Here is a 26,090-nt window from a genome sequence, read left to right on the forward strand (position 1 = left end):
TTTTACCAGAATTTAAATCCTTTTGAACCAGCAGGCGAATTACTAATAATATCGAAAATTGGGAACGTATATGCAATTAAAATTAATGCAACTAAGATGACGCCCCAAACTTTGAAATTCTCTAAAATGGCTGGTGTTTTACCGCCACCTGCAGCAGCTTCGGCAACAGGGAATTCCTCTTCTCCTTTAGGAGCAAACCATAATAGGTTAATAACTACGCCAATGATTAATAGAATCGAAATGAATAATATAGTACCACCAATTGCTTGAGCAAACTGATAAGTAATCCATTCCGCCGCTTGTTCAGATCCACCATAAGTAGAGTATTCAGAACGACGAGGTGCACCAAGTAAACCTGCGATGTGCATTGCACCGGACATGATGAACATACCAACTGCCCATAGAATTCCAGATGTATTTGCTAGGCTATTCATCTTGCTAGTTAACTTACGCCCAGTTAGATGGGGGATTAACCAGAATGCAGCACCAAAATAAGTTAATACTACTGCGGTAGCAACAGTTAAATGGAAGTGTCCAGTTACCCAAATTGTATTATGAATCAATTGGTTCATTTGATAGGAAGCGTTGACAATACCTCCAGCACCACCAGGGATGAATGCAACCATCCCGATAAATGGAACTAAGAAACGACTATCTTTCCATGGTAATTGTTTAAACCAACCTATTACGCCTTTTCCGCCTAATTCACGCCCTCGCAATTCAAATGTAGCAAACATAGAGAAGGCAGTCATAAGTGATGGAACGATAACAAAGAATGTTAACACTACTTGTAAGAATTTCCAGAAACCATCAATACCTGGTTCAGTTAATTGGTGGTGAACACCAACTGGAACCGAGAATAGTAAGAATAGCATAAATGATAATCTAGCTAATGCATCAGAGAAAAGTTTACCTCCGATTACTTTCGGAATTACTACGTACCAAATCATATAAGCAGGCAGTAACCAGAAGTAAACAAGTGCGTGGCCAAAATACCAGAATAGGGTACGAGATAACAAAACATCGATACGTTCCACTAAACCTAATGACCAAGGAAGCAATTGGAATAATACTTCCACAGCCACCCCTAAAGAAGCGACAAACCACATTAAGTTATTTACGACAGCCATAAAAGCTAATAGTGGTGAAGTTTGTCCCTTATTTTCCTTACGCCATTGTACATAACGCATTATTTGGGCAAAACCTTCAATCCATGAACCAACAACAACTAAAGCAAGACCAGCATAAAAGATCCAGTGTGCCTGAAGTGGGGCATAAAATGTGTATAGTACAGACGCTTCGTTTAAAAGTACCATCGTTGCAGCTGCTACTGTACCAACTACCATTAACCAAAAGCCTATCCAACCTAATTTACGTTGAGTATTAGAAAGGCGTCCTGCAGTACGACTAATTGCTGCCAATTGAAATCCCATAATGAAATAAGTTGTAAGAATAAGTCCTAGTAAAACACCATGAACAGTTAATACTTGATAATAACCAATGCCGAATGGTAATTCAAATGCGCCTGAGCGTACAAATACTTGTAAAAGTCCGGCAAGTCCACCGACTAAAAGAGCGGTAAAGGCTACATACATATGCGCTAAAGCTAATTTTGCATCTTTACGATCAACTTGAATAAAATTATTTCTTGTAGAAGTTTTTACTTTTGGTAATTTAGTTTCATAAACTTCTTTATTAGTGACTGCTGTTTCCATCAGAGTCCACCACCTTTAACGTAGAATACATCATTGCGTGACCAACACCGCAATATTCATTACAAACGATCGTAAATTCGCCAACTTGATCTACTGTAGTAATGAGTTCAGAAACATAACCAGGTTCCAGCATCATATTGATATTAGTACCTGCAACCTCAAAGCCGTGTATAACGTCTTTAGTAGTAGCGATGAATCGAACCTTTGAACCAACGGGAATTTCGATTTCCACTGGATTATAGCTAAATGCAGAAGCGACTAATACCACTTCATAATCCCAGTCTTTGCCTTCAACTTTATGGACACCTGGGTTGTCAAATGGAGCTATTTCATCAACTTTTTCATAATCAATGGTCCATTTTGAATTGTTTGGGTGAGCCCCTGCGTGAAATGCGCTCACACCAATTATTATTAGAAATGAAATGAGTGTCGCTGTGCCAAAGACAAGCCACCATTTCTCATACTTGTGTATGTGCATGTAGATTCCCTCCTAGAGAATGTTTTTAAATTAATTTAAAAGCGATCAATAAATAAATTGAAGCAAATTGCCCAAACGACAATAATGATAATTCCAATGCCAAAGGTCGCATATAGTGTACCTTTTAGATTATCATCTGACGTTTTTTTGTGGTTTGCCATAACTCTCCCCCCTAAGTGAAGAAATAATTAGTAAGTAATTTACAAACAAATCATATAAAAAAAAGATTTACTATGATGTGATAAAAATCACAGTTCTAGAGGCTAAATGTGAACTTAATGTGAAGGTATAATTTACTGTGCCTTCTTACCTAAATATGGGTAATGAGGTAGTTATTTGTTGGAATAGCGGATTTGGGGTAGTTTTAAAGAGCCAATTAGTTAAAGAAGAGTTGGAGAAATGCGGAATCTGCCAATTTTAAGTTGGCCGATGCCTTTTTTTTGGTTGTGAGTGTTTAGGCGATGATGGAGAGTGATTATTAGGTAAGAGTATGTTTTTTAATGAGTGGGCAGGGGATTGTGCTCGAAGTGTTTAAGTATTTTGGGAACGGTATATAGGCTGATAATATAAACAGTTGGGCTGCAAAGGAGGCCCGAATTCTCTAAAAGATGCTGCTAATAAGTAAATGAAGCGTATAATAGTACAAAACCCCAAAAAAGCCTCTACAAAAAACATAAAAAAAGACGCCAATCCGATTAGATCAGCGTGCTCGCAATAAAATTTTCTCTCATTATGTACCATAATTAAGGATAAGATTATGTAATCGATGATTATTCTTCATCAATCGTGAATAATATTGTAAGGGTCCCAACTTCCTCGATAATTGTTGGTAGCTTGAAAGCTTTCTCAAAACCAAAAAGTTTCGTATTACCTACCATAACTGTTGGGGGAGTAATATCGATATTTAATGTTTGTTGTCCAACATGTGTACATAGGTTGCCAGCAAACATATTCCCCAGCTCTCCAGTAAAGGACTCCAACATTTCTCCTTCTAGAGGCATGCCAAACATTTTCGCACCAATGGCACTAAAAGCTGAAGAAGTACTATCAATAATTATTCTTCCTTTAATATCACCTATAAGTCCAATTAGAACGCCCATTTCTTGTTGAACAAATGGTTCCGTTAAGACAGAAGGGGGTTGAACATTAAATTCCATTGGAAGAATGCTTTTTAACGAATTGATTGAGCCATTTAGAATGGTTTGTATATGTTGTGAATTATTCATAGAATCACCCCTTTTTGACTTTTTTTCCATATTACCATGTTTATAGTACATTAGTACATGTAAAATAATACCAATCTATACCAATGTACCCTTTTTCATAAAACTTGTAGGATTTTTAATTGTGCATTATAATAAATGAAAATGATTCTCATTATAGGAGGCGGGGAAATGGTTTATTTATTTGTAGGCGCAACAATTGTTATTTATGCAGGAATTGGCACTTATGTAGTTAAGAAAACGATAAAATCATAAAAAAGTAACCCATTTCCCCAAGCTCCTCTGAAAATCTTCTCTATATATTCATATATTAAAAAAATTTTCTCGTTCATTCTTTCTTTTTTGCTCATTTTATTATTTAATCATAATAGTATATAATTGTGACAATAATGAGGCAAAGGAGTATTTATTTGCATGAGTTCTTTTGAAGAAAATTTACAGGAATTATTACAGCAATCAGCGATACAATACATAATTTATCAAAACAATGAAGATACAGAACGAATGGAAAAGCTTCATTTATTTGCTCGAAAACTATTACAAAAAGAATATGTTATCGGGTTTGCAGGGCATTTTTCTGCGGGTAAGTCGAGTATGATCAATGCACTATCTGGAGAGGACATTTTAGCTGCAAGTCCCATTCCAACGAGTGCCAACATTGTAAAGGTGCACAAGTCTGAGGAAGATTATGCAATTGTGTATATGCATCATGAGAAGCCTGTAAAGTTTGAAGCAGGCTATGATTTTAAGACAGTCAAGGAGTTGAGTAAGAATGGTGAGCTAGTGTCCCAAATTGAAATTGGACACAGTGGCTCCTCGCTTCCATTAGGCGTAACAGTTATGGATACACCTGGTGTTGACTCAACAGATGATGCCCACGCAATGTCAACAGAATCAGCACTTCATATAGCGGATGTCGTATTTTACACAATGGATTACAATCATGTTCAATCTGAATTAAACTTTCAATTCACAAAGCAATTAATGAAGTACAATCCGAATGTTTACTTAATTGTAAATCAAATTGATAAGCATAAAGAAAATGAGCTCTCTTTTGATGAATTCAAAAAATCTGTACAGCAATCCTTTGCGGCATGGGGTGTTGAGCCAAAAGGAATTTTCTTCACTTCATTAAGAGATTTCGATCATCCGCATAACGATTTTGATACGGTAAAAAAAATCGTGATGGATTCAATGAACGATTGGCAGGAGCAGCTTGTTTTAACAGCCGAAAATACCCTGCGCAAACTACAGAATGAACATCTTACTTATTTAGAGGAAGAAAAACAAACTTTACTTACTGATTATGAAAATGTTTTGAGCACTGATGAGTGGGAGAATCGTCTGGATTTAATGGAGCAATATGAAAAGTTGAATCTCCAAACAGAGTTGTTTTCTAGTGAAAATTGGAATGACACGTTAAAGGAGCGTCGTAAAGAGCTTTTAGATAATGCTGCGATTATTCCAGCTGATTTCCGGGGAAAATTACGTGCATATCTTGAAAGTACGCAGGAAGGCTTTAAAGTAGGCGGATTATTCTCTGCTAAAAAGAAAACAGAAGAAGAAAAGAATCGCCGCATTGAAGAGGTTTATGAACAATACAAGGTGATTTTGCAATCACAGATTATTGGACATTTAAAAAACCTTTTGAAGCAATCTTTAAAAGAGGTTGGGGTTTTAACAGATGAGCGAGCAGGACTTATTGATGCTCTTCAATTTGATGTTCCTTTCTCGTTAATCGAAGGGCAAGTAAAACAAGGGTCACTTGTTACAGGCGATGCATTATTAAACTTTGCAAATCGTATTGCAGAAGCTACCAAGCGTTATTTTATTGAAGCAACAGATGAATGGAAGGATCAACAGGAGATGGTATTAAAGGAAGCCTCTCAAAGTTTATCCACACCGGTTCAAGCTAAACTAAAAGTACTAAAGGGAAAAGTGGATGCTATCCAGTCAATTGAAAAATTGAACCAATATAAGCTAAGCGCTGAAAAAGAAATTGTGACTGCAACAAAGGATACACGTTCAGGTGCAAAACGACAGTTCGATAACTGGCAGGAAGCTTTCGAGCAGGCACTTAAAGAGATTCGTCCTTTTGATTCTTCCATGCTTGCGAAAAAGGAAGCTGAAGTGGAAGAAGAAGTTAATCATATTCAGGCAACTGCTACTCACAATCAAAAAGGTGAAGAGGTAATTGAAGCTGCGATTCGTACTGCAAATGCTGTTAAGAAAGTAGATGGTTTTGAGGAAGTAGCACAGTTTTTACAGAAAAAAGTAGAGCGATTACAGAAAAAGGATTTTACAATTGCATTATTCGGGGCATTTAGTGCGGGGAAATCAAGTTTTTCGAATGCCTTAATGGGATCACAAGTTTTACCGGTATCACCAAACCCAACAACGGCTGCTATAAATAAAATTCGACCTGTTACAAAGGATCATCCACACGAGACAGCAGATGTTCACTTAAAAACAATGGACCAATTGTTGGAGGATATTAAAAGTTCATATGCAGAGATTGGCCTTACAGTTCAATCATTGCAAGAGGCTTATGATCGAGCTGATGAAGGACTGGCTGTACAATTAAAGGATGAGCGGCTAAATGTCCATAAATCGTTTATTAGAGCGTTTAGTCAAGGGTTCAAAACATATGAATCGCAGCTGGGACAAACAATCCGAGTAGAGCGTTCAGAGTTTGAACGATTCGTAGCAGAAGAAAATCGATCATGTTTTGTAGATAATATTGATTTCTATTATGATAGTCCGTTAACAAGAATGGGTGTGACGCTTGTAGATACACCAGGAGCTGACTCGATCAATGCTCGTCACACTGGGGTTGCCTTCGATTATATTCGAAATGCAGATGCAATTTTATTTATTACTTATTATAATCATGCCTTTGCCAAAGCAGACCGTGAATTTTTAATTCAATTAGGACGTGTAAAGGATGCCTTCGAGCTAGATAAGATGTTCTTCATTGTGAATGCTATTGATCTAGCATCTACACCAGATGAAGAAGGGGATGTTAAAAACTATGTAAAAACAGAATTACAACGTTTTGGTATCCGCTTCCCTAAATTATTTGGTGTTTCAAGTTTGTTGGCTCTTCGTGAAAAAGTAGAGGCCAATTCACTTAATTCTGGAATGGAACCGTTTGAGCAAGCGTTCCACCACTTCTTAAATGAGGAATTAGCAGCGATTGCGGTACAAGCATTACATGAAGAGGTTGAGAAAACTCAAGCACGACTTGCAGATTTAATTGCACAAACTGAAGAGAATCTAAAACGAAAAGACGAACGCTTAGAGGAACTTGCTGAGCTACAGCAGTATGTTCAAAAATCTTATAGTAGTTCATCAACTAACATGTTAAAGAGTGATATGAAGCAGGAATTAGATGAACTGCTTTATTATGTCATGCAACGAGTTTATTATCGTTATCCTGATTTCTTTAGAGAAAGCTATAATCCATCGACTTTCTCATCTATGCCAGTTCAAACAGCATTAGAGCAGGCACTAAAGGAGACAGTCAGTGCGTTAAGGTTTGACTTTGCTCAAGAATTACGAGTAACAAATTTCAGGTTAGCACAATTTATACAAAAGAAAATTATTGAGCGCTTTAAAGAAGAGGTCCGTTCATTAAAAGAACTAAATCCGAGCTTCTCTTTCATTACTTTTGAGTCGGAAGAGCCAAAGTTATTAGACTTTAAAGGTCCTTTTGATGAGGAAAAGAAATATGCGGCAGTTAAATCATACTTCAAAAATACAAAATCATTCTTTGAGAAAAACGAAAAAGAACTACTTAAAGCGGCATTAGAAGAATTAACTAAACCAGATGCACAAAACTATGTGGATGCAGAAAAAGAGAAAATATCGAATTGGGCTACAGAACTAATTGAACATGAAGCGAGCAATTTAAATAACTATCTACTTAAACAAGCATTAAAGCAAATTGAAACTGAAAAATTACTTCTTGAAGAGGTAAATCGTTTAGAGATGTGGAAATCTATCTACAATGATTTACAAAAATCGGAGGTAAAGTAAATGGGGAAAGTATTCATTGCTGCACAAGACGTAAAGGCAGGTCGTTTTATTGATACCCGCTTTAATTTGCAAGATCGGGATTGGGGAAAACATGCCTTCAATAGTGGCCATATTGAGGGTGCGATTTATTGGGATTTAGAACAAGATCTATCTGATATGACCAGTAGTGCTGGACGTCATCCAATGCCTTCAAAAGAGCAGCTGCAGCAGTTGTTTAAACGATCGGGATTAAATTATGATGATTGTATTTATATTTATGACCAAGGCGGGGCACCCTTTGCGGCTCGTGCGTGGTGGATGTTAAAATATGCAAATTTTCCTAGCGTTTATATAGTTAATGGTGGGTTTGAGTCATTAAAGCAAGCAGGGGTTTCTGTTAGTGAACAAGAGCATAAATATGAGCTTTCGAATCTATCATTACAATGGAATGAATCAATCTATGCAAGTCGCAATGATGTTAAAACCATTGTTGATGGTATTCATAATGCAACTCTTTTAGATGCTCGTTCAGGTGAAAGATACCGTGGAGAAAATGAGCCAATAGACAATGTTGCTGGCCATATCCCTACAGCCAAGAATTTCGATTGGGAGCAGTTAAAACAAGGATCTGAGCTATATGCCAACGACCAACTTCTCAATACATTCAAGCGAGATGAGGAAGTAGTCGTATATTGTGGATCTGGTGTTACAGCATCCCCTTTATATGCAATCCTAGCTGATTGTGGATATGATAATTTAAAGCTTTATGTAGGCAGCTATAGTGACTGGATTACTCAATTTGACATTGAAATTGGGGAAAGTAAGTAAGAAATGATTAAAACGTATAATGTAACAGTTATACGTTTTAATTTTATTACAAAAATGAATGAATAGTCATTCATATTCGATGAATGAAATTTAAAAGGGGATGGGCAAATGCTATTAAAGAAATCCATAGATTTTGGAAAACATCAAAATGTGAGCTATGCAAATGGGAAGGTCACTTTTGGAAAGGTTGCTCTTAATGTATATTGTTATGTGATTGATGGTGTTCTAATTGATACGGGTTCGAGGTCTCTAAGTAAACATTTTGAACCGTTTTTAATGGAAGCAGATATTGATCAAGTTGTATTAACCCATATACATGAGGATCATTCTGGATGTGCGTCCATTTTAGAACAGAAGCGAAATGTTCCAATATATATACATGAAATGTCAGTTCAAGATTGTGAAAGAAATCCAGAGTATCCACTTTACAGAAAGTTTTTTTGGGGAAAGCGAAAACCGTTTAAAGCAACGGCAATAGGTAGCAGTTTTTCATCACGTACTGGCAACTGGGATGTTATTAGAACACCAGGACATGCAAAGGATCATCTTGCATTTTTAAATAAAGAGACGGGACAAATTTTTACAGGAGACCTCTATGTCCAAACTAAAACGAAGGTTGTTTTAAGAGAAGAGAGCATACCTACAATCATAAGGTCACTTGAACATCTGTTAACATATGATTTTGGTGAGTTTTATTGCAGTCATGCAGGGTATATAAAGGTAGGTAGAAAGAGTTTAGAGAAGAAAAGAGATTATTTAATTGGTATACAGCAACAAGTAATAGAACGATATCAGCAGGGATATTCTCCCCAGCAAATACATGACAGTCTATTTAAACGTAAATACCCGATTACGAAGCTCTCCAGCGGGGAATGGGATTCTATGCATATTGTCACGTCTATACTAGAAGAGATAAAACAACCTATTTAGTTAATTTAAAAATTTCTTTAACCAGCTTGTAACTTTTCCATATGTATTTCGACTAATCCTTCGAATAGCATTAAAAGGAGAGAGCAAATGAAAAAATATGCATCTATACTTATGACTTCAGCATTAATAAGCAGTTTATTATTACAGCCAACTGTTTCTGCTAAGGAGAATGATAGTTCCGTTGTAGAAACAGAAGCACAGCAAGAGAATTTTATTAAAGTGATAGGTAAGATAGAATCCATCACAGAAGAAACAAAAGGCAATTATTTTGCAACAGTTAAATCGAACAACGAAGAATTTGGTTTCTACTACAATAAAAGTACGGTAATTATGAATAATGTAGGGGAAATTGTTGAGCTTTCAGAAGGTGTAGAGATTACGGCCTTTATAGATGCCAAAAATCCAATGCTTATGATATACCCACCAAGGTATTCACCTGACGTTGTCATTGTTCAAACTAAAAAATCGGGCACTGTACAGCTAGATCAATTCAATGAGCAGTTTTTGAATAAGAAGGAAGATTTAGTGATTAAAGTTACGGAAGAAACGATAATCCAAGATTTAGCCGGTAAAGCACAAGCGAAGGCTGATATTGTCGAAAAAGATATCCTTATTTTCTTTGATGTCGTTTTAGAGAGTTATCCTGCACAAACTAGTCCCTCTAAGATATTGGTTTTAAATAAAGAGACTTCGAAAATTGACAAGGCCATTACCATTGCGAATGAGGATTATTACGAAGTGAATAGTGTCAAGATGATTCCTTTGAGAAGAGTGGCAGAACAATTAGGATTTCAAGTGGATTCAACTGGAAGAGGTGCCATTGTTTCTAAAGGAAATGTTTCCTTCACTATTACTCGAGGGACGAAGCAATATGGATACAACAAAGCACTTCGATATTTTCAACAAGAGCCTGAATTACTCGAAAAAGGCAAGACATATGTACCTTATGAAATGTTAGAACAGCTTATTGAACTAACTGAAACTGAATAAAAATTAGTAAATGCTATGTACATTTTTCCTGTGTATATAGCATTTTTTTTATAAATTTTTAAAAAATTTTTATAGTAATGTGAAAAAATGAGCAATAGACATTGTGAAATATTTCATATTAGCCCTAATAAAACAATAAGTGTAGCTTTTCACAAAACATTTCCAACGCTAAATAGCATTGGAAATAATAAAAGCGTTTACATAAATTATTATAATATAATTATTTATAGGTGATAAATTCCGGATATAATGATTTTGAAATATAAATAAATACGTAAATTTGCTGTTTTATATAGGGTATTTGCTGTTTTGTTCGAATTGTTAAGTTGACTTTAGTGAATTAAAGCACTATGATACAAAAATATAAAAGTTTTTCAAATTTAAACAGATGGGGTGTTAATATGGATTTAATGAAAAAATCGATTGAAATGCATGGACAATACAAAGGGAAATTGGAGATTAGTTCAAAAGTGCCGTTAGTAGACTCATATGATTTGAGTCTAGCATATTCTCCAGGAGTTGCTGCACCCTGTCTGGAGATTGAAAAGAATCGTTCGCATGTGTATGACTATACAGTAAAGGGGAATTTAGTTGCTGTTGTAACAGATGGAACAGCAGTATTAGGTTTAGGAGATATTGGACCTGAGGCAGCATTACCTGTTATGGAGGGGAAAGCATTATTATTAAAACGTTTTAGTAATGTGGATGCTGTACCTATTTGTTTAGATACAAAGGATGTGGATGAGATCGTTCAAACAGTAAAGTACATTGCACCTACATTCGGAGCTATTAATCTAGAAGATATTTCTGCACCACGTTGCTTTGAGATAGAGGAGCGTTTACGCAAAGAGTGTAATATTCCTGTATTTCATGATGATCAACATGGTACGGCTATTGTTGTAGCAGCAGGTTTGAAAAATGCGTTAAAAATCGTAAAAAAACAAAAAGAAGAATTAAAAATTGTTATAAATGGGGCAGGGGCGGCTGGTATTGCCATTTTACGAATATTGCTTCATCAAGGGTTTAAAAATATTGTAATGTGTGATTCAACGGGCATTATCTATAATGGAAGAACGAAAGGGATGAATCCAATAAAAGAAAATATTGCACATTTAACGAATCCGCAAAACTTACATGGAAATCTGGATGAAGGACTAGTGGGAGCAGATGTATTTATTGGTGTATCGGTAGCCGACCTGCTTACTAAAGAGCATATACAATCAATGAATCACAATCCGATTGTGTTTGCCTTAGCAAATCCAAATCCAGAAATTACTTATGAAAATGCGAGAAGTTGGGGTGTTCGAATTATTGGTACAGGTCGTTCAGACTATCCGAATCAGGTTAATAATGTCTTAGCCTTTCCTGGAATCTTTAAAGGAGCACTTGATGTGAGAGCAACAGATATTAATGAGGATATGAAACTTGCAGCAGTAGAAGCAATTGCATCACTAGTGGAAGAGGGTGAGCTTTGTGAGGAGTATATTATTCCAAAGGCGATGGATGACAGGGTAGCTCCAGCAGTAGCAAGAGCTGTAGGGGAGGCAGCCATTCAATCTGGTGTGTCTGAACTATACCCGCAGGCTTTACAAGATGAAGTAGTAATTTGATTCTGGATAAGGCAAAAGCAAAATGTAAAAGGTGTCTCAAACTAGTTGAGACACCAATATTTACATGATAAATTATGCATTTTCCACTGCAATTTCTTCAGAAAGGATTTCTAGTTGGTCAATTAAAGAGCCAATGTAGGCAATTGTATCTTTTAACGGTTGATCTGTTGTGATATCCACACCAGCCATTTTAGCTAATTCTACAGGTGATTTAATTCCACCTGCTTTAAGCACTTTTAGCCAATCTTGTACTGCTGGTTCACCTTCAGTTAGAATACGTTGAGATACTTGGGTAGCGATAGTCAAACCGGCTGAGTACGTATATGGATACAAGCCCATATAATAGTGTGGTTGGCGCATCCAAGTTAACTCAGCACCATCAGTGATTTCAACTGTATCGCCCCAGAAGTCTTCTAAAACTTCGCGTTTCAATTTGTTTAAGATAGAAGCATTCACACTGCCGCCATTATCGATAATTTCATAGACTTTTCGTTGATAAGCTGCTTCTAATAAATGTGTTACAAAGTTGTGATAGTAAGTACGCGCAATAATCGTCGAGATCACCCAACGTTTGAAGCGAGCATCATTTGAGTTTGATAAAAGGTGGTTTGCCATTAGCATCTCATTCATTGTAGATGGAGCTTCAATGAAGTATAGAGATGGGCGTGAGTTGAAAATGTTTTGTTCTTTGTGTGTTAAATAGAAATGACCTGCATGACCTAATTCGTGGGCAAGTACAAATACTTCATTCATGCGGCTAGTCCAAGAGATTAGGATATATGGATGTTTACCATATGGACTTGAACAGAAAGCACCTGTAGATTTCCCTTCATTTTGAGCAAAATCAATCCAACGTTCATCGAAAGAGCGATCTAGCATATTTTGGTAATCCTCACCAAGGATTGATAAACCATCGTTCATATATTGACGTGACTCTTCAATAGAAATTTTCGGTTCATATGTTGGATCTAATGAAATTTTTAAATCAGCAAATGTCATTTGCTCTAAACCATGTTCTTTTTGGAGTAACTTTGCATATCGACGCATATGTGGAGCTAACTCTGTTGTAATTAAATCGATTTGTCTATTATAAAGCTCACGATCAACCTCTTGATCAAATAGAAGGGCATCAAAAATTGAATCATAGCCACGTAAATCAGCATCAGTTTTCTCTATTTTTAAATGTGTATCATAGGTTTTAGCTGTTGTGTGCTGATAATCTCGTAATTTGTTTGAGAAAGCATTAAATGCTGTTCTGCGAATTTCGGTATCACTTTCTAATTCCCAATCACCTTCGAAGGAGTTATAGCTTAGTGGATAACTCTCGCCGTTTACTTCAAAGTTATCAAACTTAATATCTACTAATTTAGTTGTGTTATAAAGCTGATAAGGTGCATCAAAAGTTGTACCGAATGCAGCTAAAGCTTTCTCTGCTTCAGGATGTAATTGATATGGTTTTTTCTTAATAAGTTTATCAATGTAACCTTCGAATTGTGGTGCCAATCCTTTTGCTTCTGATAAAACAGATTCATCAAGAAGTAGTAACTCACTTGTGATGAAGGAAAGTTGTGCGCTGATTTTTGAATAATTTTGACCAACCTTTGCAGAACGCATTTGAGCCTCATCATTTGTTTGATCTTCACTTAATGATAGGCTGGCATAGGTACCAATAGGGACAAGTAATTCGTATAAATTTTGATAAGCTGTAATTACATTTACTACGTCCTGAGCGGCCACAAGTTTACCTTTGAATTGGCTTTCAATCTCACTTGCTTTCGTTAATACGATCTCTATTGCTTCTTCAAAAAGCTGCTCTGTTTCAAATAGAGGGGTTAAATCCCACGTTTCTTCAACTTTTACTTCACTTCTTTTAAGCATTCTATTCCCTCCTACAATTCCGATAGTCGAAATAAATTGTATCATATTTATCCAGAAAATAATATCTATTGATAGAAAATTCTAAACTTTTTATTTCATATGGTAGTAATTGATTTGTAATAGAATCTAATTTTTAAGTAATAAAAAGGGAGAGCATACTCGCTGCTCTCCAGGTAAGAAATTAGAAATATATAAATTCAGGAATATTAATATACGCCTTCAGCAATCATGCCGTTTGCAATTTTAACAAAACCTGCAATGTTTGAACCGACAACTAAATTGCCAGGAGTACCATATTTTTGAGCAGCTTCTTTGCTCTCGGCATAAATAGCTTTCATAATGGCATTTAATTTTTCGTCTACTTCTTTAAATGTCCAATAGTTACGACCGGAGTTTTGCGCCATTTCCAATGCTGAAGTAGCAACTCCTCCTGCATTTGCAGCTTTTGCTGGACCAAAAAGTATCTTATTTTCTAAGAAGATGTTAATTGCTTCTAAATTTGATGGCATGTTGGCACCTTCTGCAACAACTTTAACCCCGTTTGCCAGAAGAGTTCTTGCTGCATCACCATCTATTTCGTTCTGAGTTGCACATGGTAAAGCAATATCGCATGGAATCGACCAGATGCCACGGAAATCTTTTGTATAACTTGCACTTGGTCGGTAATCTATATAAGTTTGAATACGATCACCTTTTACTTCTTTAATTTCTTTTACAATTTTTAAGTCAATGCCATCTGGATCAAAAATATAACCGTTTGAATCTGAACATGCAACAACCTTTGCGCCTAAATCCTGAGCCTTTTCCATAGCATAAATTGCTACGTTTCCAGATCCAGAAACGACCACAGTCTTGTTTATAAATGTTTCATTTATTTCTTGTAACATTTCTTTTACAAAATATACTAATCCGTAGCCGGTTGCTTCTTTACGGACTAATGAACCACCATAGCCTGGAGATTTACCTGTTAAAACCCCAGCCTCATGAGCATTCCGTATACGTTTGTATTGCCCGAATAGATAGCCAATCTCTCTACTACCTACACCGATATCTCCAGCTGGAATATCGACATCTGGACCAATATGACGGTATAATTCTGTCATGAAAGCTTGGCAGAAACGCATGATTTCTGCATTAGATTTTCCTTTTGGATTGAAATCTGAGCCACCCTTTGCACCGCCAATTGGAAGACCTGTTAGAGCATTTTTAAAAATTTGCTCGAAAGCTAAAAATTTCATAATGGATTCAGTTACTGAAGGATGGAAACGTAAGCCGCCTTTATATGGTCCAACCACATTATTAAATTGTACACGGTAGCCACGGTTAACCTGTACTTGATTTTGATCGTCTTGCCAAGTAACGCGGAAGGAAATAATTCGATCCGGTTCTACAATTCGAGAAAGCACATTATGCTGAATGTACTCAGGATGTTGTTCGAATACAGGAATTAATGATAAAAAGATCTCTTCCACAGCTTGTAAAAATTCTGGTTGATGTGCGTTCTTTTGTTTTAATTGTTCAAACACTGAATTAATGTAATTCTCGGCAGAAGTTTTTGTACCTAACATTTGTAACATCATTGTGTCATCTCCCAATTTTTATGATTAAAATGTATATTAGTACGATTTTTCTAATAATTCAATCAGTTTTTATGTTACGTAAGCATGTAAGTTTGTTTATGGGACGAAAAAAATTATTTTAAGATAACGAATTCAGGCTTAATTACTGAGGAGGAGAGTTAAAATAATACAATTATTAATAGATGCAGATGCGTGTCCAGTAATTGATTTAGCGCTATCTATATCATCTCAATATGAGATTGAAACCATCTTGTTTTGCGATACATCTCATCGGATTGAAAGGAAGAATGCAATAACAATTATGGTACCTAAAGGGGCAGATTCTGTTGATTTTAAGCTAGTAAATGCCATTAATAAATATGATATTGTTATTACCCAAGATTATGGGTTGGCAGCTATGTGCTTAGCAAAAGGGGCATATGTAGTGGACCAAAATGGAAGAGAAATGACATCGGACAATATTGATCAATTGTTGGCATTTCGCTATGAAAGTGCAAAAATTAGACGATCAGGAGGGCGCACAAAAGGACCAAAAAAGAGAACAGAAAAAAATAATATTTCCTTTGCAAATAAATTTCGACAAATTTGTGAACAAGCTATTTCGACAAATTTAAAGGGGGATTAAATCAAATGTATGAAAAACAAAAAATAATGTATTTCAAAAAAAACTATCCATTAATAGATGACATTGTAACGTCAAAAACTGTTTTGTGGTTGAATAAGGAAAAAGTAAAAAAAGAGAATAGCGATGAGCAATTTAGTTTTGATGAGGTGCTAGATGCACAGCAAAGATTAAAACGTTTTTCTTCTTATATAAAAGTAGCTTTTCCCGAGTCAGAAGGGTTAGGCGGAATCATTGAATCCGAAATTAAAGAAATTCCATCAATGAGAAAGTGGATCGCAGAAAAATGCGACAGCGAATTTTCTGGGAATTTGATCCTAAAATGTGATCATGCGTTACCGATTTCGGGTTCTATAAAGGCGCGTGGCGGTATTTATGAGGTTTTAAAGTATGCAGAGCATCTTGCCATTAGTAATAATTTAATTGATTTTAACGATGATTACGCCAAATTATATGAAGAATCGTTCTATCATTTTTTTAATCACTATAAGATTGCAGTAGGCTCTACGGGTAATTTAGGATTAAGTATTGGAATAATGGGTGCTAAATTAGGATTCCAGGTGACAGTTCACATGTCAAGTGATGCAAAAGAGTGGAAAAAAAAGCTGCTTCGTGAAAAAGGCGTTGAAGTCATTGAATATTCCTCTGATTATAGTAAAGCAGTTGAAGAAGGACGGAAACAGGCAGAATCAGATTCAATGTGCTATTTTGTTGATGATGAAAATTCGAAGACTCTCTTTGCAGGCTATGCGGTTGCAGCTTTAAGACTAGAAACACAATTACGTGATGCCAGCATTAAAGTCGATGCTACTCATCCATTGTTTGTCTATTTACCCTGTGGAGTAGGTGGAGGGCCTGGTGGTGTCGCTTATGGATTAAAAAAAATCTATGGAGACAATGTACATCTATTCTTTGGAGAACCTACCCAGTCACCGTGTATGCTTCTTGGTATGATGACGGGCCTTCATGATGAACTGGCAGTAGCAGATTTAGGTTTAAATAACCAAACTGAAGCAGATGGGCTTGCGGTAGGAAGAGCATCTAAGTTTGTTGGTAAGATGATGGAGCCCATTCTAAGCGGGTCTTATACAGTGGATGATCCATTTTTATTCGACAGTTTGAGAGCAATGTGGGAAACGGAACAAATTTTTATGGAACCGTCTGCCCATGCAGGGGTTTATGGGCCGATTGCCTTGTTTGATAAAGGTAAGTCCTATATAAAACAAAATAGCTTGCAGATGGAGAATGCGACTCATTTAATTTGGTCTACAGGCGGCAATATGGTTCCTCAGGAGCAAAGGCAGAAGTTGCTAAGGAAATTTTTGTAATAATTTAGTTGTAATTTTAGGGGAAATTAGTAGTCGGTCACAAGATGAGAGTTATATAATAATATTAAATCGATTTTTTCTAGTTTGGAGAATATAAATGGTTGAAGAGTTATATTTTTATAGACTGCTAATAATTTTGGCGGGAGTATTAAGCTTGATTCTATCTATTTTTTCGTACTTTAAGCTTAATAATGCTCCAGGTGCAAGACACTATATGTTTGTTACATTTTTATCAGCCATATTTACTTTTTCTTATGCTTTTGAATTGGCGAGCTCGAACCTAAAAGAAATAAAGTTTTGGTTAGGGGTCGAGTATTTGGTTATGCCCTTCATACCCGGATTTATATTGTTGATGTGCTTTGAGTATGTGGGCATTAAACTAAGACAGAGGCATATTTTTATTCTTTTTGGCATTCCTTTAATCACTGTATTTATGCATCATACGAACGAACTCCATCGTTTATATTATGCATCTGTGGGGCTTTTGGCTGATGCCCCTTTTCCAATAGTTCATCTGGAGTATGGACCCTTTTTCTATTTACATTCTCTTTATTTATTCATCTGTATGACGGTTAGTATAATCGTATTGTTGCTACAGTTGAAGAAATCGCTAATTCAATTCCGAGTTCAACTTATGACAATGGTTGCAGGCCTATTAGTCCCCATAATAGCAAATTCCTTTTACTTAAACGATTTAAGTCCATATGGAATTGATCTAGGTCCGGTATCCATGAGTATATCGTTTACCCTACACGGGATAGCGCTTTTTTCTTTTCAAATGTTTAATGTAGTACCTATAGCGAGGGAAAGGGTCTTTGATAATATGCTTGAAGGAGTAATTGTATTAGATCAAAGCGGCCATATCGTTGATTTCAATAAGGCAATCCTTCGAGTGATCCCAATGTTAAGTACTTTTTCTATTGGAAAGTCCGCACATCAGTTTCTAGCTAAGAATAAGAAACTGGCGGAACTTATTTCTCGTAGTGAGGAATGCGAGTATGAGCAAAAGGTAGGTACCAAAATAGAACATTATCAAGTGCGATTTTCTAAAGTCTTGAATAGGAAGGGTGTCCCAATAAGTATAATAATAACTTTTGTCGATATCACAGAAATAGTTGAGATGCAACGAAAGCTTAAGGAGCTCGCGAATTTTGATGGATTAACAAAAATCTACAATAGAAGATATTTTATGGATCAATCTGCCACTATACTGGAATCAATTGAAAAAAATGCTTATGTGATCATGTTTGATATTGATCATTTTAAAATTATTAATGATACATACGGACATGAAACAGGGGATATTGTTTTAACCCAGGTAGCACAATTGGCGAAACGTCGCTTAAGATCTCAGGATATAATAGGGCGATATGGTGGAGAAGAGTTTGTTATTTTGTTGCCGGAAATAGAGTTAAAAGAATCAATTGAGTTAGCTAATGCGATAAGGTTAACAATCACGGAAGCACTAATAACTACCAATAATAATAGTATAAATGTGACGGCCAGCTTTGGATTAGCACCTATTGAAATAACGCCGCTTGATAAGGGAGATATATTTAAACAAGCATTGAGAAATGCTGACCAGGCTCTTTATACAGCAAAGCGGAATGGGAGAAATACTGTTCAAGCTTATACAGAGGAAATGCAGTTAGTTTGATTTGAAAAAGGAGATGCCTCATACAAATACGAGACATCTCCTTATAATTAGTCAGTCTGAATCTCTTCTACTGTTTTTTCCACCTCAGCACGGGACATTTTTTCTTTTCCTTCTTTTAAGGATTTTAGTGTCTTATGAGCTAGTGCAAGAGGGAGTCGACAGAATAATAGTATCGTACGTTTATGAATATCCTTCATATATAGATCTGCTTTTTCTAAGTTTTCCTCGGCGTATTGGAACAAGTCATCTCTTGTCCAGCCTTCGGGTACAAAGCTCACTCCACGTTCGCGGTAGTCTTCTTCTTGATTTCGAAGAATATTTACCAATTGCAACCCTCGACCATATCCAATGGCTAGCTCTCGATCCGTTTTAACTCCAGCATTCCATTCCCAAAGCTCAGATAACATGACCCCAACTAATCCAGCTACATAATAAGTATATTCGTCAAGGTCCTCCTTTGTACGGACTTTAAAATCGCTCTTTGCCCATTTTCCCATTCCTTCAGCCATTTCGCTTGTGGCAGATTTTACAATTTTTTCAGAACCTTTTGGTAAAAGGTGTATCCAGTCAGCAAGACGTAACGTTACTTCAGATAGATATTCTTGAATTGGCTTTATTATTTCGAAGTATTTTTGTTCATTAAATTGTTCTTCTTTTAATAGTTCACTTACTTCGGTTAAGATGGCATTTTTTACCTCACCTGTTAGCTCAGGATGTTCATTATCTTCAATTTCATCGATTGCTCTCATCATTAAATAAGCATTTGCAACTGCAGTTTTCAACTCTTTTTGTAAGAATGTAATCGGTATATAAAATGTACGGCTTGTTTCTTTTAATACTCTCATTGCCTCTTTTTGGAGTTCTTTGTCAGACATTTTTGGATGTTCCTTTCGTTCATAAAATCCATCAATATAATGGTACATTAATTTTCTTGAAATGAAAAATAGATAATCTAATTATTTTGTATTTCTATTAAATTTTATAGGGAGAGTTAAGGGGTGAACTGCAGAGAAAGGGTATATATTCTATAGAAAATGAGTGATATAATGTGAATTGTGACATAAACGTACCGTTATATTACAATTTAGTTACAACAAGATTAATAGAATGTAAATTATGGATATGAATTTATTTTTAAAAACAACACTTCTTAGAATTTACAATAAGACAGGAATCATCCTGTTTGAACAGTTAAGGTGGAATGATGGTGCGTAAATATACTTACATATTTGTCGATGTAGAAGCTACATTGATACGTGGTAAACAAAACATTATTGAAATTGGAGCCATCAAATGGTTACCAGATGGAACAATTGAAGAATTTTCGCAGCTTATTCAACCATATAAATTTCGAAAATTAAATGCTCATATTCAAAAACTAACAGGGATCTCAACTGAGGAATTATTGCGGGCTCCCTCTATAAAAGAAGTAATGCCGAAATTTATCAAGTGGTGTGAAGGAAATTCGATTCTAGTTGCCTTTGGAGAGTTTGACCGTAAAGTGCTGGAAGATGAATTGCTACGACTTAATGTGGGCTTGGATTTCCTCTATCCCTTTGTTGATTTTCAGCAAAAATATATGATCGAAAACAAACTCAAGGAACAGCCGAGTCTTTCAAAATTATTGGAGAAATATGAGATTGAAACAAATATCCAGCATCGCGCTTTAGCAGATGCGATTAGTTTATTTAATATTTTTAAAGAAATTAATGGAGACCTATTAATTGAAAAACAGCAAACGAACGAATTTGGATTAATACTCAGTGAATTTAGACAACAGGAAGATGAATATGATTTATATTTAACTTATGTTGTTGGTGAAATCGCCTCTTCTGGATCCGTTGACATTCATTCTGTTCAGACAATCAATAAGCAATTGGCATATGAAACAAAAGAAGAACAGCGTGAAATAGCAGAAGGTGTAACTGAAACTGTGCAACGAACGATAATACATCCAAGTAGTGAGGTAGAAGTATTTTTAAAGAATATAATTTCAGATTTGGAGCATAAAGTTCTAATTACACGAAGTGGACTAAAGCAGCTTTCAAAGATTAATCGATTGCACAATGCGGTCTTCCCTAAATTGGAAGCCATGACATTACAACAAATATTATATACAGAAGAAGCTGTAAACGAATTTACACTGAATAGCCAGACAATTCCTTTGTACGAAACTAAACTTTATAGCTTGCTAAAAAGATACGAAGCTAACATCGTGGGTGAATTTGAAAAAAGATTACTTTTTCAAAAAGAAGAAATACATATTTAATATTCGGGGCTTTCAACTTATTAGTATTGTATGTCACGTATATAAAATTTCTGGTACTTAAGGGGTTTGGATTTTAGGATAAAATAATTGCACGATAAATCAAAGAAAGTTAAAGTTTAATGAGGGAGATATACAGTGAAGCTACCAAGCAAATGGGGCATCCTATTTGTTTGGTCAGTTGAACAAGCAGACATTTAATTGTAGTTAACCCCAATATTCTTTATTGAGGTCTAATGCAAGTTAATGTGGGGTCAAAGGAGAAAAGGGTTATGCAAAATGTAATAGGTATTGATGCAGGGGGAACTTTAACTAAAATAGCTTATATCAATGAACAAAGTGAAATGGATTTTATAGTATTTCCTTCAAATGATTTTTCGCAAGTGAAAGCTTGGATAGAAAATCGTCCACATATCGAAGAAATCGGTTTAACTGGAGGACGCACGAAACAGCTTTTAGACGTATTAAAAACGATGAAATCAATTCAATATTTAGTTGAATTTGAAGCAACTTTTAAAGGTGTTAAGTATTTGTTGGAGAAAAATAGTCATCATTTTGAAAATGCCGTTATTACCAACATTGGGACAGGAACTTCAATTCATTATATGGATGGAGATAGTCATGTTCGTGTTGGTGGAACTGGTGTCGGTGGTGGAACTTTAACAGGCCTATCGACAATAATGACTGGAATTTCAGATTTTGAAAGAATTACCGCAAATGCTTCCATTGGGAGTCGTGAAGGAATTGATTTATTCGTAAAAGATATTTTTAAAGGAATGGAACCACCGATTGAGGGCCATTTGACAGCTAGTAATTTTGGAAACGTTAACATATTAAAAAGTAAAAAACATGAAACCAATGACCTTTTAGCAACTATTCAAGGATTAGTTGGTGAGGTTATTACCACGTTAAGTATCCAATTTGCTGAAGAAAAAAAATGTGAAGGAATCATCTACATAGGCTCAACTTTAACAAATAATGAACATTTGAAACAGGTCATTGCCAACTATACAATACTGAAAAAACATCAACCGATTTTCTTGAATGATTGTGGATTTACAGGAGCGATTGGTGCTTTATTGTATAAAGTAGAACTTTCAAAAACCAATTAAATATTCGGAATGTCTAAACCCGCAAGGGATTAAGACATTCCTTTTTTAATTGTATTATACAGATTAAGTTTGATTGCATAGCATATAACAATAAACTTTATTTAAATAGGTAGGGTAAAGTATAGCTCAAGATAAGGTGATATTTATTTTCCTTTTAAAATAGCTTCCCTAGCTAAGGCATCTGCTGCTTTATTTTGATTATCAGGAATCCATTTAATAAAAAACATATCAATAGTTTCGATAAGTTGTATTGCTTTTTCTAAGTATGGCTTATATTCTTCATTTTTCACATATTTTTTTTCAACTGAGGCCACAACAATCTTAGAATCAGATCTTACGGAGATTAGGGAAGAGCCGATTTTTTTTACTTCCTCTAATGCACGGATCAAAGCCATAAATTCAGCAATGTGATTGTTTGTTTCACCAATAAATTCACTAATTTTTATAGTATGACCTTCACCTTTTATGAAAATGCCGATACCACTTGGTCCAGGATTACCAGCACTTGCACCATCAATATAAACTTCTAACAATAAGATCCCCACTTTTTCGAATGAATTATTTCAATTTAACCATATTATATCTTATTAAATTAAAAATAAGTAATTCAATACTTAGCGTGGTCACTTTGACAAAAGAAAAAGCGAAGTAGTAAAATAAGGGAATGCTCATATAAAGGGGGAGTATTGTGAATAAAAATACAGTTATAAAAGATATTGATGAATTAACAGACACTTATTGCAACGACTGTCCCATTAAAGGGGATTTACGCAAAAATCGCGGCAAATCAGGTGCTCACAGATTTTGTATTGAACAATGTACTGTTGGGGAACAGTTACAATTTCTTGGGCAAGAATTGTTGAAAATATATGAAAAACGGTAATGTATAATGCTTATTACCTATGTTTTATTTCGAAATTTTGAATGAGATAGGTAATGCCTTAGGAAAAAACGTATGATAAAGGTTTCGTTTTTTAATAATTATTTGTTTAGAATATTATTTTATGATAATATTAAGCATGTAAGTATTAGCACTCATACTTCTTAATCATTTATCTGTTTTAGGAAAAGTGCTTTATTATGAATGATTTATCCGATGAGGGTTAATAATATACAATGGTTGGTTACCATAGAAGATTATCTTCTAAACCCTATTTACATAGGGTAGAAAAAGGGATGCATTTCGATGCATCCCTTTTTTTTACCTAAAATTACTCCATAACACTATACTTTCATTTAACCTGTAATGATATTAGGGAGCGATAAAATAAGAGCACCTAAGTTGAATAAAGTAATCAACATTGGAATATTACAATAGAAAAGCTATCCATTAGAATTGGAGTGTTAAAAATGAGAGTGTTGGTTACTGGTTCCACTGGAAAATTAGGGTCAGCTTTGTTGAAACAACTGAAAGGAAAGAATTATCAAGTTAAAATAACCTCTAGAAAAAAACCTGAAGGAATTGATGGGTTTACATGGATTTATAGCGATCTATTATCTGGAGACGGTATAGAAGATGCGGTACAAGATGTAGAGGTAGTAATACATGCAGCAACCAGTCCGATAAAAAATTCTAAAAATATCGAAATTACAGGATTTGAAAACTTTCTGAGTAAATTACGCCACATAAATCATTTTATCTATCCTTCCATTGTAGGAATTGAGGAAATACCATATAAATATTACAAACTAAAATTCGAAGCAGAACAATTATTAATGAACAGTTCTATTCCACATACAATTACACGTGCAACTCAATTTCATAGTTTTGTTGAGAGTTTACTAATTTCAAGACCAATTTTAAAAAGATATGTCATCCCTGGTAGTTTGAAGTTTCAAAGTGTGGATGTTGATGAATATGCGAGTCATATAATAGAATTAATTGAGAAAGGTCCTCAAGGAAAAGTAGATGATTTTTGTGGACCAGAAATAATGACTTTAAAAGAAATGGCTGAGCTGAAAATAAAGATTAACAATGAAACAAATGGCGTTTTAAATATCTCTGTACCAGGTAAATTATTTAGATCATTGGTAGAAGGGAAAAATACAAATTCAAAGCGAAAAATTGGAAAAGTCACATTTGAAGAATATCTACGGAATAGATTGGCTTAAGTTTGCCAATGGAATAAACGTGTGGCAACTATTGCGTTAGTCATTAGATTTTTTAATCTCCAGCTATCTTGATATTTAACCATTTAAAACCCACAAAATATATATAGAAAGGGGTATTGTAGTGAACAAAGACAAAATAATAATAACCCATTATAATTCTATACATGCTGAACAGACAGTCAAAATGTGGCGAGAAAGTAAGGAACGAGCGATTGGTCAGAAAGAAATTCATACTATTGATAATCACATATTTTTCCTAAATAATATATTAACTAAACAATATCAAATAGATTTAGCGATTATAGATGAAAAAATAGTTGGCATGATTGCCTATAATGAAAGAGAGATAAGCCAACTCTATATTCATGTTAATTATCAAGGTAGAGGGGTAGGTCAAGTATTACTTGACAAAGCAAAAGAACAATCCAGTGGGAGACTAACCTTACACACATTTGAAGTAAATACAAAGGCACAACGATTTTACGAAAAGAATGGGTTTAAAATCATTGGTAGAGGACATGAGAATGAAGAAAATTTACCGGATGTTCAATATGAATGGATTTTGTAAACAATACTTAAAAAAATTGAAGAATAATTTTTAAGACGAATTACTTACCCAAGATTATTTAGATTTGAAGCAGTTATATTTGATAATAAACCAACCCCTCTCAAAATAAAATTGAGCGGGGTTGGTTGTTATTATGCTAATACAGCATCATATTCTAAAAGTTCTTGATAATATTTGTTCAGGGAAGAAGCAGAAACACTAAAGTTCTCCGCAATTTCCTTAACGGTGAAAGTAGTTCCGTTTAATAGATCTCTTTCTTGAGCAAAACGGATAGCACCTGCAGCAATAGCGGCTGGTTTTCTGGCCTTAGGTTTTTGCTCAACTAAGTAATCCTCGAGCACAACAAGTAATTGAGGTGCTTCCACATTTTTTTCTTTCAAGAATTGCTTTGCAAGATCCACTACCTCAATCTCAAATGATGTATATTCTTCCCCACTATAGCCTGAATCTACTAAGCCAATCCAGAAATTTAAATGATTGTCTTGTAAATATTGTTCAACTGAGCTATTTGCAGAAGTAAATTGACTAGCAAAATTTTCAAATGCTTGCTTGTAATTTGTTGGGAAGAAAATTAATGTAGAGACTGCCAAATAATGATTTGCTTTTTCAGAGCCATCAGGAAGCAAGAAAGAAAATACTTGCATACCTTCAGGAATTACGCGGTTTGATTCTCGACGAATAAAAAGTTCTTCCTTAGTTAAAGTATGGACTGCTTTAAAGTAGTTTTCCCCAATTTCAGAAACTTCCCCGACAAATAATGTTGGTTGGTTCCAGCTATTTAAGAGATCCACCATTTTCGGACGTATCATTTTTTTCATTGTTCGCTTTAAATAGTTTTCCCAGATATCAGACCGTTTATGGAAGAAGAAGTCATCAAGTGCAACCGCTTCGATTAATTCACGTTGTAAGTGGGATTCTAGTTTAGGTAACCATTCGTTTACTAGATTGATATAATCTTTAATATCTTTCTTTTCAGGGTATACGTTATAAAATGTTTGAAGGACAAGTTCGATTTCGTCTAAAAATACTTTTTCAGTCGTAACTTGCTGCCTTCCTTCACAACATTTTTTGTATTTTTTCCCACTTCCACATGGGCATGGGTCATTGCGTCCTACCATGAACAACACTTCCTTTTCATTAATTCTAGATGAATGTTTAAATGAATAAGCTAATTCG

The 26,090-nt window shown here is 35.1% G+C and carries 22 protein-coding genes; 13 read left to right on the forward strand and 9 right to left on the reverse strand.

The window, feature by feature from the left end; translation table 11 throughout:
• Positions 1-2: 2 nt before the first annotated feature.
• The 4 genes from C1N55_RS08510 to C1N55_RS08520 form a co-directional block, all read right to left on the reverse strand.
• On the reverse strand, positions 3-1,715 hold the full coding sequence (locus C1N55_RS08510; protein WP_137728421.1) for a b(o/a)3-type cytochrome-c oxidase subunit 1: 1,713 nt from the start codon (positions 1,713-1,715) through the stop codon (positions 3-5).
• Entirely contained in the window at positions 1,696-2,193 is a 498-nt protein-coding gene (locus C1N55_RS08515; RefSeq protein ID WP_137728422.1) for a cytochrome c oxidase subunit II, read from the reverse strand. The genes C1N55_RS08510 and C1N55_RS08515 overlap by 20 nt, the downstream gene beginning before the upstream one ends.
• Positions 2,194-2,228: 35 nt before the next feature.
• Positions 2,229-2,354, reverse strand: a complete 126-nt coding sequence (locus C1N55_RS20880; protein WP_255502514.1) for a hypothetical protein — start codon at positions 2,352-2,354, stop codon at positions 2,229-2,231.
• A 609-nt stretch (positions 2,355-2,963) separates the two neighbouring features.
• The gene (locus tag C1N55_RS08520; protein ID WP_137728423.1) at positions 2,964-3,419 is read right to left on the reverse strand and encodes a chemotaxis protein CheX; all 456 of its coding nucleotides are present in this window, start codon (positions 3,417-3,419) and stop codon (positions 2,964-2,966) included.
• A 411-nt stretch (positions 3,420-3,830) separates the two neighbouring features.
• Here C1N55_RS08520 and C1N55_RS08525 point away from each other — a divergent pair, with 411 nt between their 5' ends.
• The 5 genes from C1N55_RS08525 to C1N55_RS08545 all read left to right on the forward strand — a co-directional run bounded on the left by C1N55_RS08525 (position 3,831) and on the right by C1N55_RS08545 (position 11,791).
• Positions 3,831-7,454, forward strand: a complete 3,624-nt coding sequence (locus tag C1N55_RS08525) for a dynamin family protein (protein ID WP_137728424.1) — start codon at positions 3,831-3,833, stop codon at positions 7,452-7,454.
• Positions 7,455-8,261 (forward strand): sulfurtransferase, encoded by an 807-nt coding sequence (locus C1N55_RS08530; protein WP_137728425.1) that lies wholly within the window; start codon positions 7,455-7,457, stop codon positions 8,259-8,261.
• A 108-nt stretch (positions 8,262-8,369) separates the two neighbouring features.
• Entirely contained in the window at positions 8,370-9,191 is an 822-nt protein-coding gene (locus C1N55_RS08535; RefSeq protein WP_137728426.1) for an MBL fold metallo-hydrolase, read from the forward strand.
• An 87-nt stretch (positions 9,192-9,278) separates the two neighbouring features.
• Positions 9,279-10,181 carry a stalk domain-containing protein gene (locus C1N55_RS08540; RefSeq protein ID WP_137728427.1) on the forward strand — a complete coding sequence of 301 codons (903 nt, stop codon included), beginning with the start codon at positions 9,279-9,281 and terminating at the stop codon, positions 10,179-10,181.
• A gap of 401 nt (positions 10,182-10,582) precedes the next feature.
• Positions 10,583-11,791: an NAD(P)-dependent malic enzyme gene (locus C1N55_RS08545; RefSeq protein ID WP_137728428.1), complete on the forward strand. Its 1,209-nt coding sequence runs from the start codon at positions 10,583-10,585 to the stop codon at positions 11,789-11,791.
• A gap of 72 nt (positions 11,792-11,863) precedes the next feature.
• Here C1N55_RS08545 and pepF read toward each other — a convergent pair whose 3' ends face one another.
• Both pepF and gdhA read right to left on the reverse strand, forming a co-directional pair.
• Positions 11,864-13,669, reverse strand: a complete 1,806-nt coding sequence (gene pepF / locus C1N55_RS08550) for an oligoendopeptidase F (protein ID WP_137728429.1) — start codon at positions 13,667-13,669, stop codon at positions 11,864-11,866.
• Positions 13,670-13,875: 206 nt separating this feature from the next.
• Positions 13,876-15,246, reverse strand: a complete 1,371-nt coding sequence (gene gdhA, locus C1N55_RS08555; protein ID WP_137730595.1) for an NADP-specific glutamate dehydrogenase — start codon at positions 15,244-15,246, stop codon at positions 13,876-13,878.
• Positions 15,247-15,415: 169 nt separating this feature from the next.
• Here gdhA and C1N55_RS08560 point away from each other — a divergent pair, with 169 nt between their 5' ends.
• The 3 genes from C1N55_RS08560 to C1N55_RS08570 all read left to right on the forward strand — a co-directional run bounded on the left by C1N55_RS08560 (position 15,416) and on the right by C1N55_RS08570 (position 18,856).
• Positions 15,416-15,874, forward strand: a complete 459-nt coding sequence (locus C1N55_RS08560; RefSeq protein WP_137728430.1) for a YaiI/YqxD family protein — start codon at positions 15,416-15,418, stop codon at positions 15,872-15,874.
• Positions 15,875-15,879: 5 nt separating this feature from the next.
• Complete coding sequence (locus C1N55_RS08565; RefSeq protein ID WP_137728431.1) at positions 15,880-17,199, forward strand: D-serine ammonia-lyase; 1,320 nt, start codon at positions 15,880-15,882, stop codon at positions 17,197-17,199.
• A 97-nt stretch (positions 17,200-17,296) separates the two neighbouring features.
• Complete coding sequence (locus tag C1N55_RS08570; protein WP_137728432.1) at positions 17,297-18,856, forward strand: histidine kinase N-terminal 7TM domain-containing diguanylate cyclase; 1,560 nt, start codon at positions 17,297-17,299, stop codon at positions 18,854-18,856.
• A 47-nt stretch (positions 18,857-18,903) separates the two neighbouring features.
• On the opposite strand, the gene C1N55_RS08575 is transcribed toward C1N55_RS08570, so the two are convergent.
• Positions 18,904-19,731, reverse strand: coding sequence for a squalene/phytoene synthase family protein (locus C1N55_RS08575; RefSeq protein WP_137728433.1), 828 nt, complete (start codon positions 19,729-19,731; stop codon positions 18,904-18,906).
• A gap of 332 nt (positions 19,732-20,063) precedes the next feature.
• Between C1N55_RS08575 and C1N55_RS08580 the strand changes: the two genes are divergently transcribed.
• On the forward strand, positions 20,064-21,125 hold the full coding sequence (locus tag C1N55_RS08580) for a 3'-5' exonuclease (protein ID WP_168193825.1): 1,062 nt from the start codon (positions 20,064-20,066) through the stop codon (positions 21,123-21,125).
• 269 nt (positions 21,126-21,394) lie between these two features.
• Positions 21,395-22,234, forward strand: coding sequence for a type II pantothenate kinase (gene coaW / locus C1N55_RS08585; RefSeq protein ID WP_137728435.1), 840 nt, complete (start codon positions 21,395-21,397; stop codon positions 22,232-22,234).
• A 143-nt stretch (positions 22,235-22,377) separates the two neighbouring features.
• On the opposite strand, the gene C1N55_RS08590 is transcribed toward coaW, so the two are convergent.
• Positions 22,378-22,767: a ribonuclease HI family protein gene (locus C1N55_RS08590; RefSeq protein ID WP_137728436.1), complete on the reverse strand. Its 390-nt coding sequence runs from the start codon at positions 22,765-22,767 to the stop codon at positions 22,378-22,380.
• A 155-nt stretch (positions 22,768-22,922) separates the two neighbouring features.
• Between C1N55_RS08590 and C1N55_RS08595 the strand changes: the two genes are divergently transcribed.
• The 3 genes from C1N55_RS08595 to C1N55_RS08605 all read left to right on the forward strand — a co-directional run bounded on the left by C1N55_RS08595 (position 22,923) and on the right by C1N55_RS08605 (position 24,914).
• The gene (locus C1N55_RS08595) at positions 22,923-23,117 is read left to right on the forward strand and encodes a zinc-finger domain-containing protein (RefSeq protein ID WP_137728437.1); all 195 of its coding nucleotides are present in this window, start codon (positions 22,923-22,925) and stop codon (positions 23,115-23,117) included.
• Between the two features lie 467 nt (positions 23,118-23,584).
• The gene (locus C1N55_RS08600; protein WP_137728438.1) at positions 23,585-24,346 is read left to right on the forward strand and encodes an SDR family oxidoreductase; all 762 of its coding nucleotides are present in this window, start codon (positions 23,585-23,587) and stop codon (positions 24,344-24,346) included.
• Between the two features lie 121 nt (positions 24,347-24,467).
• On the forward strand, positions 24,468-24,914 hold the full coding sequence (locus C1N55_RS08605) for a GNAT family N-acetyltransferase (RefSeq protein WP_137728439.1): 447 nt from the start codon (positions 24,468-24,470) through the stop codon (positions 24,912-24,914).
• Positions 24,915-25,045: 131 nt separating this feature from the next.
• On the opposite strand, the gene C1N55_RS08610 is transcribed toward C1N55_RS08605, so the two are convergent.
• Complete coding sequence (locus C1N55_RS08610; RefSeq protein ID WP_137730596.1) at positions 25,046-26,032, reverse strand: YecA family protein; 987 nt, start codon at positions 26,030-26,032, stop codon at positions 25,046-25,048.
• Positions 26,033-26,090 lie beyond the last annotated feature (58 nt).

This window comes from Lysinibacillus sp. SGAir0095 (assembly GCF_005491425.1).
Lineage (GTDB): Bacteria > Bacillota > Bacilli > Bacillales_A > Planococcaceae > Ureibacillus.